This is a genomic window from Halorubrum sp. CSM-61 (genome assembly GCF_003781945.1).
GTDB lineage: Archaea > Halobacteriota > Halobacteria > Halobacteriales > Haloferacaceae > Halorubrum.
This window is the reverse complement of sequence record NZ_RJJW01000002.1, coordinates 217,352-231,676: the sequence shown is the minus strand read 5'-3', so window position 1 is coordinate 231,676 and position 14,325 is coordinate 217,352. Positions and strand designations below refer to the sequence as shown.

Here is a 14,325-nt window from a genome sequence, read left to right as displayed (position 1 = left end):
GGCTGGGGAGGCGTGAGGTGCGGGGCGGTGCGGTCGGGGTGGGACTCAAAGGGGCAGTCGCGAGGACGACGCTCGACGACGCAAGCACCGCAGACCGCGAACGAAGTGAGCGGTTGAGGAGCGCAGCGAGTCGCGCGAGTCGTCGCGGCTGGGGATTTGGCGGAGTTCACTGCCGATCCGTCGTCAGCAACGACTTATGAGCGAGCGGCTGGGACTTTTGAGGACTTCACTGCAGAGCCGTCAGCAACCAACCGTTTATAAGCGAACAATTATCGATCCGACTCCGTTCGCGCCTATATCCCCCACCTACTTACTCCGCTCCGTCCCAGAGAACCGGTATGGATCTCACCGATTCGACCGCACTCGTCACCGGCGGCGCGGGGCTCGTCGGGAGCCACCTCGCGGCGCGGCTCCTCGATCGAGGCGCGACCGTCCGCGTGGCCGACGACCTCTCGAAGGGCGACCGCGAGCGCGTCCCGGACGGCGCCGAGTTCGTCCGGGCCGACCTCACCGACCCCGACGACGTCGCCGAGGCGGTCACCGGCGACCTCGATATCGTCTTCCACTTCGCCGCGTACACCGACACGAACTACGACGACGACCGGGAGCTGTTCGAGGCGAACACGGCGATGACGTACAACGTCGTAGAGCGCATGCACGAGGTCGGCGTCGACCGGCTCGCGTTCACCTCCTCCTCGACGGTGTACGGCGAGGCGCCCCGCCCGACGCCCGAAGAGTACGGCCCCCTCGAACCCATCTCCATCTACGGCTCCTCGAAGCTCGCCGACGAGGCGCTGATCTCGACGCACGCCCACTCGTACGGGGTTCAGTCGTGGGTGTTCCGGTTCGCGAACATCGTCGGGCCGCACCAGCGCGGAAACGTGATCCCCGACTTCATCCAGAAGCTGGACGCGGACCCGAGCGAGCTCGAGATCCTCGGCGACGGCCGACAGGAGAAGTCGTACATGCACGTCTCGGAGTGCGTCGACGCCATCCAGCACGTCGTCGAACACGCGGACGACGATCTGAACGTGTACAACCTCGGGACGAAGACGACCACCTCCGTCACCGACATCGCCGACATCGTGAGCGAGGAGCTGGGCGTCGATCCCGAGTACGCCTACACCGGCGGCGACCGCGGCTGGACCGGCGACGTGCCGAAGATGCGGCTGTCGATCGAGCGGCTCGTCGGCCTCGGCTGGGAGCCCTCGATCGAGAGCGACGAGGCGGTCCGGCGGAGCGCGCGGGAGCTGATCGACGAGATCGTCTGAGACTCGCGGGTATACGTCGTTGACATTGATGACTGCGGAGTGAACTGCTCCGTGTTTTCAGTTGCTCGATACCGCGTGATCGATACCTTCGCGGTGAACACCTCCAAAGGGGCAGCCGTGAGGACGGCGCACACTCGCTGTCGTTCGAAAGGCGCGGAGCGCCTTTCGTGATGACGAGAGAGCTTCGCTCTCTCGAACCACGCGCTTCGGTCGCTCGCGTTGCTCGCTCCCTGCAGTGCTTACGTCGTCTGCGCCGTCCTCCCGGCTGCCCCTTTGAGTCCCACCCCGCCCCGCAACCGCACCGCCTCACGCCTCCCCAGCCTCGCGGTTCGCGCTCTTCGAGCGCTCACCGCGTCCCTCGCACGCGCTCCTCGCGGTCGTCAGAGACGACCGCTCGGAGGCGCGCGCCACCGAGGTCTCACGCACATCGTGCAAATCTTCTTCCCGCGAGCGCTTCGGAAGGGCCTTTTAGGCCGACCCACGAACGGACGGTATGTTCCGGCAGTTCCGGTCGGAGGTGGCCGACGCGCTCGGCGACGCGCTCGACGCGTTGGACCTCCCGACCGACGACCTCGGCATCGAACGCCCGCCCGACGACATGGACGCGACGCTCGCCTCCAGCGTCGCCTTCCGCCTCGCGGGCGAGGTCGGCGACGCGCCCCCGAACGTGGCAGAGACGGTCGCCGACGCGGTCGACGTCGACGGGTACGACTACCTCGCCGCGGTCGACACCGCGGGCCCGTACGTCAACTTCCACGCCGGCGAGCGCTACCTCGCCGACACGCTCGACGCGGCCGCCCCCGACGCGGGCTACGGCGCGCTCCCCGACCGCGACACCTCGGTCGTCGTCGAGCACACCAGCGCGAACCCGACCGGCCCGGTCCACGTCGGCCGCGCGCGCAACCCGATCGTCGGCGACGCGGTCGCGAACCTCATGGAGTACGCGGGCTACGACGTCGACCGCCACTACTACGTCAACGACGCCGGCCGCCAGATGGCGGTGTTCACGTGGGCGTACGAACGGTTCGACGAGTCCGACTTGGAGGAAGAGCCCGCCCGCGACCGCGCCGAGTACGACCTCGTGCGTTACTACCGCAAGGGGAACGCCTATTTGGAGGAGGCGGAGCCCGAGGATGCCGAGGCGGCCGAAGAGGAGATCGCCGCGATCTTACAGGGGCTCGAAGCCGGCGACGAGGAGACGTATGAGCGCGTCGGCGAGGTCGTCGACGCGGTGCTCGGCGGGATGAAGGAGTGTCTCGCTCGCCTGCCCGCGGAGTTCGACGAGTTCGTCAAGGAGACGCGGTTCATGCGCGACGGTTCCACCGACGAGATCGCCGCGCGGCTCAAGGAGACGGACCACGCCGTCTACGAGGAGGACGCCTGGCAGTTAGAGCTCGACGACTGGGGGATCGACAAGAACCTCGTCTTCTTACGCTCCGACGACACCAGCCTCTACACCACCCGCGACCTGGCCCATCACGAGTGGAAGTTCGCGAACTACGACCGCGCCGTCACCGTGCTCGGCGAGGACCACAAGCTGCAGGCCGACCAGCTCGACGCGACCCTGGAGCTGCTCGGCAACGACACCGATCGGCTCGGCCACGTCATCTACTCGTACGTGAACCTCCCCGAGGGGAAGATGTCCACCCGAAAGGGGACCGGCGTGATGCTCGACGACCTGCTCGACGAGGCGATCGACCGCGCCCGCGAGGCGGTCGAGAGCCGGATGGACGACCGCATCCGCGACGACGACCTCACCGAGGAAGACGTCGAGCGCATCGCCCATCAGGTCGGCATCGGCGCGGTCCGGTACGACATCATCTCGAAGCAGCCCGCGAAGGCGATCACCTTCGAGTGGGAAGACGCGCTCGACTTCGAGGGGCAGTCCGCCCCGTTCGTCCAGTACGTCCACGCGCGCTGCTGTGGCATCCTCGACGAGGCGGCCGACGCCGGGATCGAGGTGCCGGGCGTGACGGCGGACGCAGAGGGAGTCGTCGACGCCGACGCGCTCGACGTCGACGCCGCGGTCTTCGAGACCGAGGAAGCCCGCGACCTCCTCCGCGAGATCGCCCGTTTCCCGGCCGCGATCGAGGCGGCGGCCGAGGACTTGGAGCCGCACACGATCGCCACGTTCACCCGCGAGTTCGCCGACGCGTACAACGCCTTCTACCGGGAGTGTCCGGTGGTGACCGCGGAGGACGAGGCGCTCCGGGCCGCCCGCGTCGCGCTCGTCGCGGCCGCGAAGCACACGATGGCGAACGCGCTGGACGTGCTCGGGGTCGAAGCGCCCGAGTCGATGTAGGAACGGGGCGATTGGGGCCACGGTTCGGGTTTCTTCGATCGGGATTTTGGCGGCAGCGGTGTGATGAGCGTCGCTCCGTCTTCGACGAGTCATTCACAAACGGTTACTGGCGGACCTGACTGATCGACGGTGAACTCCTTCAAAGCCCCAGCCGGTGAGGACTCGCGCGACTCGCTGCGGTGCTTTCGTCGTCGTGTTTCGTCCTCACCGGCTGCCCCTTTGAGTCCCACCCCGCACAGCACCGCCCCGCACCTCACGCCTCCCCAACCTCTCGGTGGTCCTCCGCTTCGCTCCGGACCACCGACTCCAGCGAGGGACCGAAGGTCCCTCTGGCAGCCGGCGCGCAGCGCCGGCGACGCCACCACAGTTCGCTTTATAAACAACTCCCCGATCGACGGCCCGTGTGAACCGGTATCGCCGCGCTGACGGGGAGGTCAAAGCTTACTTACACGCACCTGCCGTATTTAGGGTAATGAGTAGCGACGCCCAAGAGGCGAGCGAGGACCGGCGGAAGTACGAGTTCCGCAAGGTCATCGAGGAGCTCCGCGACTTCGAGGGCTCCGGCACGCAGCTCGTCACCATCTACATCCCCGAGGATCGGCAGATCTCCGACGTGGTCGCCCACGTCACGCAGGAGCACAGCGAGGCGTCCAACATCAAGTCCAAGCAGACCCGGACCGCGGTTCAGGACGCGCTCACGTCGATCAAGGACCGCCTCCGCTACTACGACACCTTCCCGCCCGAAAACGGGATCGTGATCTTCTCGGGAGCGATCGACGCCGGCGGGGGCCAGACCGACATGGTCACCCGGACCTTGGAGTCGCCGCCACAGCCAATCGAGTCGTTCCGGTACCACTGCGACTCCGAGTTCCTCACCGAGCCGCTCGAGCACATGCTCGAGGACTCCGGGCTGTTCGGGCTCATCGTCCTCGACAGGCGGGAAGCGAACGTCGGCTGGCTGAAGGGCAAGCGGGTCGAGGCCGTCAAGTCCGCCTCCTCGCTCGTCCCCGGCAAACAGCGGAAAGGGGGTCAGTCCGCACAGCGGTTCGCCCGTCTCCGCCTCGAGGCTATCGACAACTTCTACCAGGAGGTCGCGGGGATGGCCAACGACCTGTTCGTCGACAAGCGCCACGAGCTCGACGGCATCCTCGTGGGCGGTCCCTCACCGACGAAAGACGAGTTCCTCGACGGCGACTACCTCCACCACGAGCTCCAGGACAAGGTGCTCGGCAAGTTCGACGTGGCGTACACCGACGAGTCCGGGCTGAAGGACCTCGTCGACAACGCCAGCGAGGCGCTCGCCGACCAGGAGATCGTCGAGGACAAACGGCACATGGAGACGTTCTTCGAGAACCTCAACACCGGCGACGAGGCCACGTACGGCTTCGACCAGACCCGCCGGAACCTGATCATGGGCTCGGTCGACCGCCTGCTCATCTCCGAGGACCTCCGGTCCGACGTGGTCGTCTACGAATGCCCGAACGGCCACGAGGAGTACGAGGTCATCGACGCGCGACACTCCACTCCCGCACACGAGTGCTCGGAGTGCGGCGAAGAGGCGGAGGTCGACGAGCGCGAGGACGTGATCGAGCACCTGATGGCGATCGCCGAGCAGCGCGGTACCGACACCAAGTTCATTTCCACCGACTTCGAGAAGGGCGAACAGCTGCTCGACGCGTTCGGCGGGATCGCGGGGATTCTGCGCTACTCGACGGGCGTCTGAGGACGGTTTTCCGAAGGCGACCCCGCTACTGCTCGGGTTCGACCGGTGCCGCCGCGATCTCCAGACACGCGCAGGCGTCCGTCTCGGGGTCGAAGCAGTCCGGGCACTCCGGCTGTCGGTCGATGATCGTGTCGAGCCGCTCCGCGACCGTGTCGTCGATGACCGCCTCCAGCTCGCGAGCCTCCGCCTGGAAGTCCTCGACGGCGAGGACGTTCGCCAGGAAGCGCTCGATGATACAGTAGGTCTGGAGCGCGTCGCGCGCCCGCACGATCCCGTCGTCGGTGAGCTGGACCCCCTTGTACTTCTCGTGTTCGGCGAGCCCGCGCTCTTCGAGCTTCCCGATCATCTCGTTGGCGCTCGCCGGGCTCACGCCGAGCGAGTCGGCGATCGAACCGGTCGAGGCGGGACCGTCTTCCTGCTTCTGTACGACGTATATCGTCTTGAGGTACTGGTCTGCGGTGTTCACGGCTTCCCTCCGTCGGCGTTCGTCGTCGGTTCGATCCCCCGGTTCATCGTCGCTCCATGACCGCCGTCACTTCGCTGACTCCCTCGGCCTCCTCCTCGCGGATCGCGCGCAGCTCGTCTAACAGCTCCGCGCGGTCGACCGAGAACTCGGCGTCCGACTCCTCGATCGCCTGGATGAGATCGTCGTAGAACTTGTAGGCGGTCTCCTCGTTACACAGCTGGTCGTAGAGCACGCCGTCGAAGTCCTCCGGCTGGGTCCGCCCGTACCGCGCGCCCACGAGCGACTCGATCTCGTCGAACGGGACGCTGTCGACGCCGAGCCCCTCGATGAGCGACTCGAGCCGCTGGCGGTGTTCGGCCGACTCGTCGGCGGCGTCCGCGAGCAGCTCTTCGATCTCCTCGTCGAGTTCGGCGTCGAGGCTCTGGTAGTGGTGGTGCGCCCGCGCCTCCACGACCTCCTCCAGCACGATTCCGATCTGTAACAACCGGGCGAGCTGGTCGTCCGAGGCGATCCGCTGGCTCACGCTCACGGCGACCACCCGTCACCGTTCGATACGACCGTACGCATACACGTGCACTCGGACGTAGTCCGACTTAAGGAGTTCCCCTTCGATCGCCGTTCGATCGCGAGCGCCGCGGCTCGGGGGCGTTGCACGCGGAAAAACGGCAAACGGAAATCGACCTGCTCCGAGATCCGCGACTACTGCAGGCGCTCGAAGACGAGCTCCTCGACGTCGTCGCGGAACTCGTCGACCGCGATCTCCTCTAACACGGGCACGAAGAAGCCCTCGACGAGCATGTTCCGAGCCGTGTGCGAGTCGATCGAGCGACTCTCGAGGTAGAACAGGTCCTCGGCGTCGACCTGTCCGACCGTCGCGGAGTGCGAGGCCTCGGTGTCGTGGTTGTGGATGATCAGTTTCGGGGACGCGTCTGCCTCGGCGTCGTCCGATAGCATCAGCGTGTTCTCGCGCTGGTAGCTGGAGGTGTTCCACGCGTCGTTGCCGACGTCCTGAACCCCCTCGTAGACGGAGCGGGCCACGTCGTCGAGCACGCCGCGCGTGACGAGGTCGGCCGTCGTGTGCTCGGCCTGGTGCCAGACGCGGGCGTTGATGTCGAAGTGCTGGTCCTCGGTGCCGAAGAACGTCCCGACGATCTGGCTCTCGGAGCCGTCGCCGTTCAGTTCGGTCTCGACGTCGGAGCGCGTGAGCTTCGAGCCGAAGTTGCTCTCGATCCAGTCGAGCGTCGCATACGTGTCGGTCACGCCGCGCTTCAGCGAGTAGGTGTACGAGTCGTCGTCGAGGTTCTGGAGCGAGCCGAACTGGACGTTCGCGTTCTCACCCGCGGCGATCTCGACGAGGTTCGAGAAGTACCGGTCGCCGTCGACGCCTTCCGAGGCGGCGGCCTCGCTATCCCCGGACTCGATCGATTCGAGGATCGTCACCGACGACGACTCCTCGGCGACGACGAGCGTCTGGCTGAACAGCGAACGGGAGTTCATCTCCGCGCGCACCGTCACGTCCTCGACGTCGACGCCCTCGGGGACGTAGACGAACGTCCCGGTCGTGAACAGCGCCACCGACAGCGCGGTGAGGTAGTTGTGCTCGGGGTCGAGCACCGAGCCGAAGTTCGCCTCGATGACGTCGCCGTACTCGTCGAACGCCTCCGTGAAGGGGAGGACGACGACCTCGTCGTCGCCGACCGTCCGCTCCGTGGCGTCGGACTGGTTCAGCGGGTCGACCAGCGACTCGAAGTCGAGGGCCTCCAGGTCGGTCCAGCGTCGCCCGGGCGTCTGGATCACGTCCGGCAGCTCGGCCGTCTCCAGCGCCGACAGCGCGTTCAGACGGGTCTCGAGGAGCCACTCGGGCTCGTCGCGTTCGTCGGCGATGCGTCGTACCGTGTCCTCAGAGAGGCTCTCGATTGCTTGCGTGCTCATGTTATCCGAGCGAGCCCTCCATCTCCAGCTCGACGAGCCGGTTGAGCTCGACGGCGTACTCGATGGGCAGCTCCTCCGTGATGGGCTCGATGAAGCCCGAAACGATCATCTGCTTGGCGTCGTCGTCGTCGAGGCCGCGCGACTGCAGGTAGAAGATGTCCTCGTCGCCGATCTTCCCGACGGTCGCCTCGTGGGCGACGTCGACCTTCGACTCGTTGATCTCCATGTACGGCATGGTGTCGGAGGTCGACTCGTTGTCGAACATCAGCGCGTCGCACTCGACGGCGGTCGAGGAGTTCTCGGCGCCGTCGGCGATGTGGATGAGCCCGCGGTAGTTCGTGCGGCCGCCGTCCTTCGCGATCGACTTCGACTCGACGGTCGATTTGGTGTTCGGCGCGTTGTGGTACACCTTCGCGCCCGTGTCGATGTCCTGTCCCTCGCCCGCGAAGGCGATGGTGATGTGGTTGTCGGAGGCGCCGCGGCCCTTCAGGATCGTCGAGGGGTACAGCATCGTCGCCTTCGACCCCATCGACCCGGAGATCCACTCCATGCGCCCGCCCTTCTCGGCGATGGCGCGCTTGGTGTTCAGGTTGTAGGTGTTCTTCGACCAGTTCTGCACCGTGGAGTACTGGACGTGGGCGTCCTCGCCGACGAACACTTCGACGCCGCCGGAGTGAAGATTAAACGCCGAGTACTTCGGGGCGGAACAGCCCTCGATGTAGTGGACCTCGGAGCCCTCCTCGGCGATGATGAGCGTGTGCTCGAACTGGCCCATCCCCTCGGAGTTCATCCGGAAGTACGCCTGCACCGGCATGTCGACGGTGGTGTTCTCCGGCACGTAGACGAACGAGCCGCCGGACCAGATCGCGCCGTGGAGCGCGGCGAACTTGTTGTCGCTCGGGGGGACGCACTTCGTCATGAAGTGCTCGCGGACGAGCTCCTCGTGCTCCTGGACCGCCTCGTCCATGTTACAGAAGATGACGCCCTTCTCTTCCCACCGCTCCTGCATGTTCTGGTAGACGACCTCCGACTCGTACTGGGCGCCGACGCCGGAGAGCGCGTTCTTCTCGGCCTCCGGGATCCCAAGCTTGTCGAAGGTGTCTTTGATCTCGTCCGGGAGTTCGGTCCAGTCGTCGACGCCGGCGCGGACGTCCACGTCGGGCCGAATGTACGGGATGATCTCGTCGACGTCGACCTCGCTCAGGTCGGGCTGTCCGGGCCAGTCGGTCGGCATCGGCATCTCCTGGAACTGCTCGAGCGCGCGCAGGCGCCGCTCCAGCATCCACTCCGGTTCGTCTTTGTCCTCCGAGATGACGCGGACCGTCTCCTCGGTGAGACCCTTCTCGGTCTGGAAGGCGGATTTCTCCTCCTTCTTGAACTCGAAGCGGGCCTCGGTGTCTGTCTCCTTCAGTTCGTCCTGTTGTGAGCTCATAGTGTATTGTTACGGGTTCCCGTGTTTACGTGTATCGCGTGACTGGATTCGGTTACGCGGTCTCGAACGCGTCCTCGCGGACCCAGTCGTACCCCTTGTCCTCGAGCTTCTCGGCGAGCTCCGCGCCGCCGCTCTTGACGACCTCGCCGTCCAGCATTACGTGGACGTGGTCGGGCTCGACGTAGTCGAGAATCCGCTGGTAGTGAGTGATCTGGAGGACGCCCGTGCCCTGCTCGTCGCGGAGCGCGTTGATCCCCTTCGAGACGTCCTGCAGTCGGTCGATGTCGAGTCCGGAGTCGATCTCGTCGAGCACCGCGACCGCGGGCTCGAGCATCGCCGCCTGCAGCACCTCGTTCTGCTTCTTCTCGCCGCCGGAGAAGCCGGCGTTGAGGTACCGCTGCATGAACTTCTCGTCCATGTCGAGCAGCTCCATCTTCTCCGAGAGGATCTCCTGGAACTCGGCGACACCGATCTCGCCGTCGTCCGCGGGACCCTCCATCGGGGAGGTCTCGTAGCCCTCGTCGTCGTCGGCCTCGGCCGACTCCTCGTCCTCGTCTTCGAACAGCTCCTCGCGCTCGTCCGCCTTAGCGTTGAGCGCCTGTCGGAGGAAGTTCGTCATGGTGACACCCTCGATCTCCGCCGGGTACTGGAACCCGAGGAAGATGCCGAGCGCGGCGCGCTCGTTGGGTTCGAGCTCGAGCAGCTCCCAGTGGTAGTCCTCGTCGTCGAGCTCGGCGTCGATGTCGGCGACGTCCTCCTCGTCGAGATGCAGGAGGACCTCGCCGCCGGTGACCTCGTACGCGGGGTGGCCGGCGATGACCTTCGCGAGCGTCGACTTCCCGGAGCCGTTCGGGCCCATCAGCGCGTGGATGTCACCGGACTCGACGGTCAGGTCGACTCCCCGAAGGATGCGTTCGCCGTCCTCTTCCGCCACTCGCGCGTGAAGATCGTTGATTTCGAGAGTTGCCATATGTATTCTCGTTGCCTCGTGTCCGTATAGTGGTCTCTCGGCGGGTTAATGGTTACGCATCTCCCCGTAGAATCTCTCGAGATCGGCAAGAATTTTTCCGACGATCGAAAAGCTGTTTCCAAAATTTGGACTCAGGCCCCGGGCCGAGTCACATGAACGAGCCGAGCCCGGTCTGTTCCTGTCCCGTCTTGACCTCCTCCCAGGACATCCCGAGCGCCTCGATGACGCGCTCGATCGGTCCCTGCAGGGTCTTGTCCAGCATCTTCTCCCAGTCGACCTCGAACTCGTCGGGGACCTGATCGGCGTACTCGAAACAGATCACGTCCGGATCGCGTTTGAACTCCCCGTACAGGTGGTCTCGCTGCGGGTCGAGCCCCTCCTCGTCCTCCATCCGCTGCCAGAAGTCGGGGTGGACCTTCTCGATGTAGAGCCGCTTCGGCTTCGAGCCGCTGCCGAAGTTGGTTCCGAGCATGAGGTTGGCGTACTTCGCCCCGCGCACCTGCGCGGTCGGGGTCTCGTAGGCGTCGAGCTTCTTGCCGATCCCGCCCGGGATACCGATCTCGTCGAGGTCCACGTCGCCGTCGAGCACCTCGGCGATCACGTCCACGAGGTACGCTTTTATCTCCTCTAGGTCCTCGTCGATGTCGTCTCCCGTCACGATCGTCTCGATGACGTTCTGTTGGACCTCCTTCGTGATCCCGGCGATATCCGACCGCTTGTACTCGAAGCCGGTGATGTCGATGTCGTCGACGTCTTTCCCCTCCTTCCAGACGATGTGGCCGGCGTACCGCTTCTTCTTGCCGGCTTGGAAGAACCGGCGGTAGAGCTTCTCGAACTCGATCTGGAAGCGGTGGAACTCGGCGTTGAGTTCGTCGCGCGCGAAGTCGTCGTAGCGCTCGTTGATGTGGTCCTCGATCTCGAAGGAGGTCTCGATCGCCTCCTCCTTCGACATGTCAGATAAAGATAGCATAACGCTGTCAGTATCCCCATAAGCTACCTGATAATTAAGCTCCTCTGCGGCCTCCTCGGTGAAGTCGATGACCTCGCGACCGGTCGCCGTGACGGCTGCTGCGCCCTCTTTGTCGTAAAGCCGGAACCGATCCCAACCTGTCACTCCGTACAGGGATTGTCCGACAAATTGGAACTTCCCGTTCCGTCCCGCGAGGAGCGTGTGATTATCTTCGACGGTCACGCAGTAGACGCCGTCTTCGGCCCCGCTTCGGCTTCCACTCCGGTGCATTCGAAGCGTGTTCTTCGCCTCTTCCGTGACGTAAACCCGCCAGCTCCCGCTGTCTCGGTTGTAGTTCGCGGTGAGCCCGAGGTGGGCACACAGACGGAGCACGTCGTCCCGTAACTCCTCGCTTGACGTCGTGTACCGCCACGATCCGGTCTGCCGGTCACCGTCGCCGTCGATCAGCGTCTCCAAGAACGCGCGTTTCTGCGCCCTCGTCGCCTCGAAGACGCGGTCCGGGATCCGCTTCTCGAAGCTCCCGTCGCCGCAGCGGTCCCGGAGGAGGTCCCCGAGCAGCGCCGAGGTGAACTGATAGCTGCGGTCGTCGACGTAGTAGTCCAGCCCCATCCGATTGAGGAGATCCCCGATCGTCTCGTGGTCGGAGTCCCCGCCGTCCGCCACGGCGTCCTGCGCGATCTGTATCGTGGTCGCGGAGCCGCGAAGGTTGTCGCCGAACCGCTTCTCCGCTGACGTGTACACGTTCCCTTCCGTGACGTACCACGCGAGCAGTTCGAAGAAGTCGTCGCCGTCGAACGTCCGCGGGATCCACTTCCGACCGGACTCGCGGTGGACGAAGCTCATCTCGCACACCGACTCGACGTACTCGCGATGTTCCTCGAACTCGGCCGCCGTGAACACGTAGCCGGTCTCGCCGACGTCCGCCTTCGGCACGCGTCGCGGCGTCCAGCCGAGTTCGGCCGTGAACGTGTGACCGTGGACGCTCGGCCGGACCCACACCTCGTACTCGCCGTCGACGAGCTCGGTCAGGTCGACCTCCTCTACCCGTTCGCCGTCGGGCCCGTCCCAGTCGTGGGGCAGTTCGTAGTTGGTCGCCCGATCGAGGTCGCCGGCCTCCACGAAACTGTACCCGTCTTCCGTGATCCCGTTCGTCTCGTTTTTCCGGACCAGCATCCGGTGGTTCGGCGTCACGCGGAAGTCGATCTTCGAGGTCTCGATGTCGACGAGCTCGCCCCGGTAGTCGGGGTACGCGTGGGTCTCCTCGACGGTCTTGACCGCCATCTCCTCCGTCTCGGGATCGAGCGAGTACACGGCGTCGCCGACCTCCAACTCCGTAATCGACCGAACGCCGTCGGGGGTCACGACCTCGGTATCCGGCGTGAAGCAGTTCATAATAACCTTGACAGAAGCCTGCTGTCGGTCGTACTGCTCGTACGGTTCCGTGCCGGGCTCGTGGTCGTTCCGGAGCGCCTTCTTCTCCTCGCGCTCGGAGAGCAGTTCGTCGACCATCTCGCGCATGATCCCGTCCGGCTGCTTGCGGAAGTGCGTCCCGTTGGGCGCGACGTACGTCTCGCCGTCGTACTCGTCGGGGTCGACCTTCGTCTCCGGGCCCGCGTTGATCGTCACCATACACATCGGGTAGAGGCTCTTCAGGTCCTGGACCGTCACCATCTCCTTGACGCCGGTGATGGGATCGAAGACGGCGCCGCCCTCGAACTCCTCCGACTCCTGTTGGCCCTTCGTGGGGAGCGCGAACTTCCCGAACGCCTTGTGGAGGACGTACATGTCGACGGTGTCGCCCGGGGTCGGCGCGTCCTCGATCTTGCAGCCGACGAAGGTCCGCACCTCGTCCCAGAAGGCGATCACGTCCTGCTTCCGGTCGATCTCGACGCAGAGTTCCACGTCGCGGATGCTGTACTCAAGGAGGCGCTCGGGGTCCTGTTCCCAGAGGTCGCCGATGTCGCCCGTGTAGCGCTCCTTGCCGACGCCGAGCTCGCGCTCGCCGACCGCGTCGAGCCGGTACGACTCCAGCTCAGTGAACATCGTTCGCTTGTAGGCGTACAGCAGGTCGAAGACGACCCGGCCCTTGACGTCCGGGCCGCCCCAGCCCGAGCGCCACACCTCGCCGATCCGGGAGAGCCGGTCGACGGAGAGGTCGTACTGACTGCCGTCGTCAAGGACCTCCATCCGATCGAGGAGATATGGTGCGTCGAAATCTTCGAAATTCCACCCCGTCATAAGATCTACGTCGGTTTCCTGGATGTACTCGACGAACGCGTCGAGCATCGCGGCCTCCTCCTCGAAGGTGCGGACCTCGAAGTCGACCTCTCCGCCGTCGCCGACGATCCCCTCGTAGTCCGGGAGGTCCTCCGGCGGCGGGATCTCGGCCTCCGGCGCGTCGTACAGCCAGACGACGTACTCGTCGTCGTAGGAGTCGTGGCTGGTGAGACAGATGATCGGCTCCTCGCCGTCCTCGGGGAAGCCGCGGCGGTCGTCGACCTCGATGTCGAAGGTGTTCACCCGCATCTCGGCGTCGACCGCGGCCGGCTCGAGCATCCCCTCGTGGACCTGAATCGTCCCCTCCCCGTCGTCGAGGCGGCGCTCCTCCACGCGGATCCCGCCGTTGATTCCGTTGTCGATAAGAAAGCGATTCGGGAAGAGGATGTCCGCCTCGAACGTCGTCGCGAAGTCGTCGCGGATGTTCCCCACGTCACGGGGCGTGCGCGCGACGATCCGGGTGAGCGGCTCGCCGCGGATGCTCTCGTACGGCTCCCCCTCGACGTTCTCCTCTCGGGTGCCGATCACCACGTCGTACTCCTCGACCGGGTCGCGGTCGAGGTCGGCCGTGGGGACGTAGAAGTACGGTTCGACGCCGAGCACGCGGAGGTGTTCGACGGTGTCGTGGTCGGCGCCGTCGACGTGCTCCGCCGGTCGGCGCCCGAACACGTGCACGACCGGGTACTCGTCGCTGCCGTACCCCTCCACGGCGTAATCGATCTGGGTGATCATCAGCTCGACGGTCCCGGTCGACTCCGGGAACTTCGCCTCGTCGACGTCGACGACGTCGCTGACGCGTCCGCGCCCGCCGCCGGCGACGACGGCCGCCTCCTGTGCGGCCAGCTCCTCCCGTTCGGCCTCCGTGCTGCCTCCCGACCCGCCGTCAGCGTCTCCGGACGGCGAGAAGTCCGACAGCCCCGACTGAGTCATATCGGTCCTTCGGCGGCACCGGGCTAAAAAACTCGGCTTTCGGGTGCGGCGA

9 protein-coding genes are annotated in these 14,325 nt (G+C 65.6%); 3 read left to right on the top strand and 6 right to left on the bottom strand.

Annotation, left to right across the window (positions count from 1 at the left end; translation table 11 throughout):
- Nucleotides 1-338 precede the first annotated feature (338 nt).
- The 3 genes from EDM04_RS04220 (at nucleotide 339) to prf1 (ending at nucleotide 5,296) form a co-directional block, all read left to right on the top strand.
- A complete protein-coding gene (locus tag EDM04_RS04220) occupies nucleotides 339-1,271 on the top strand; it encodes an NAD-dependent epimerase/dehydratase family protein (protein ID WP_123619908.1) in 933 nt (310 codons plus the stop codon).
- A 493-nt stretch (nucleotides 1,272-1,764) separates the two neighbouring features.
- On the top strand, nucleotides 1,765-3,573 hold the full coding sequence (gene argS / locus EDM04_RS04215; protein ID WP_123619907.1) for an arginine--tRNA ligase: 1,809 nt from the start codon (nucleotides 1,765-1,767) through the stop codon (nucleotides 3,571-3,573).
- Between the two features lie 472 nt (nucleotides 3,574-4,045).
- Nucleotides 4,046-5,296: a peptide chain release factor aRF-1 gene (prf1, locus tag EDM04_RS04210; protein ID WP_123619906.1), complete on the top strand. Its 1,251-nt coding sequence runs from the start codon at nucleotides 4,046-4,048 to the stop codon at nucleotides 5,294-5,296.
- Nucleotides 5,297-5,321: 25 nt separating this feature from the next.
- Here the strand turns inward: prf1 and EDM04_RS04205 are convergent, their stop codons facing one another.
- From EDM04_RS04205 to EDM04_RS04180, 6 genes are all read right to left on the bottom strand, one after another.
- Entirely contained in the window at nucleotides 5,322-5,762 is a 441-nt protein-coding gene (locus EDM04_RS04205; RefSeq protein WP_123619905.1) for a metal-dependent transcriptional regulator, read from the bottom strand.
- Nucleotides 5,763-5,805: 43 nt separating this feature from the next.
- Nucleotides 5,806-6,291: a ferritin-like domain-containing protein gene (locus EDM04_RS04200; RefSeq protein WP_123619904.1), complete on the bottom strand. Its 486-nt coding sequence runs from the start codon at nucleotides 6,289-6,291 to the stop codon at nucleotides 5,806-5,808.
- A gap of 170 nt (nucleotides 6,292-6,461) precedes the next feature.
- Complete coding sequence (gene sufD, locus EDM04_RS04195; protein WP_123619903.1) at nucleotides 6,462-7,694, bottom strand: Fe-S cluster assembly protein SufD; 1,233 nt, start codon at nucleotides 7,692-7,694, stop codon at nucleotides 6,462-6,464.
- A 1-nt stretch (nucleotide 7,695) separates the two neighbouring features.
- On the bottom strand, nucleotides 7,696-9,126 hold the full coding sequence (gene sufB / locus EDM04_RS04190) for a Fe-S cluster assembly protein SufB (protein ID WP_123619902.1): 1,431 nt from the start codon (nucleotides 9,124-9,126) through the stop codon (nucleotides 7,696-7,698).
- 52 nt (nucleotides 9,127-9,178) lie between these two features.
- Nucleotides 9,179-10,096, bottom strand: a complete 918-nt coding sequence (locus EDM04_RS04185; RefSeq protein WP_123619901.1) for an ABC transporter ATP-binding protein — start codon at nucleotides 10,094-10,096, stop codon at nucleotides 9,179-9,181.
- 148 nt (nucleotides 10,097-10,244) lie between these two features.
- On the bottom strand, nucleotides 10,245-14,273 hold the full coding sequence (locus EDM04_RS04180; protein WP_123619900.1) for a DNA polymerase domain-containing protein: 4,029 nt from the start codon (nucleotides 14,271-14,273) through the stop codon (nucleotides 10,245-10,247).
- Nucleotides 14,274-14,325 lie beyond the last annotated feature (52 nt).

What these genes read in the sequence shown, in the direction of transcription:
- sufB (WP_123619902.1), bottom strand. Translation starts at nt 9,126, where the DNA reads ATGAGCTCACAACAGGACGAACTGAAGGAGACAGACACCGAGGCCCGC.
- EDM04_RS04185 (WP_123619901.1), bottom strand. Translation starts at nt 10,096, where the DNA reads ATGGCAACTCTCGAAATCAACGATCTTCACGCGCGAGTGGCGGAAGAG.
- EDM04_RS04220 (WP_123619908.1), top strand. Translation starts at nt 339, where the DNA reads ATGGATCTCACCGATTCGACCGCACTCGTCACCGGCGGCGCGGGGCTC.
- sufD (WP_123619903.1), bottom strand. Translation starts at nt 7,694, where the DNA reads ATGAGCACGCAAGCAATCGAGAGCCTCTCTGAGGACACGGTACGACGC.
- argS (WP_123619907.1), top strand. Translation starts at nt 1,765, where the DNA reads ATGTTCCGGCAGTTCCGGTCGGAGGTGGCCGACGCGCTCGGCGACGCG.
- EDM04_RS04180 (WP_123619900.1), bottom strand. Translation starts at nt 14,273, where the DNA reads ATGACTCAGTCGGGGCTGTCGGACTTCTCGCCGTCCGGAGACGCTGAC.
- prf1 (WP_123619906.1), top strand. Translation starts at nt 4,046, where the DNA reads ATGAGTAGCGACGCCCAAGAGGCGAGCGAGGACCGGCGGAAGTACGAG.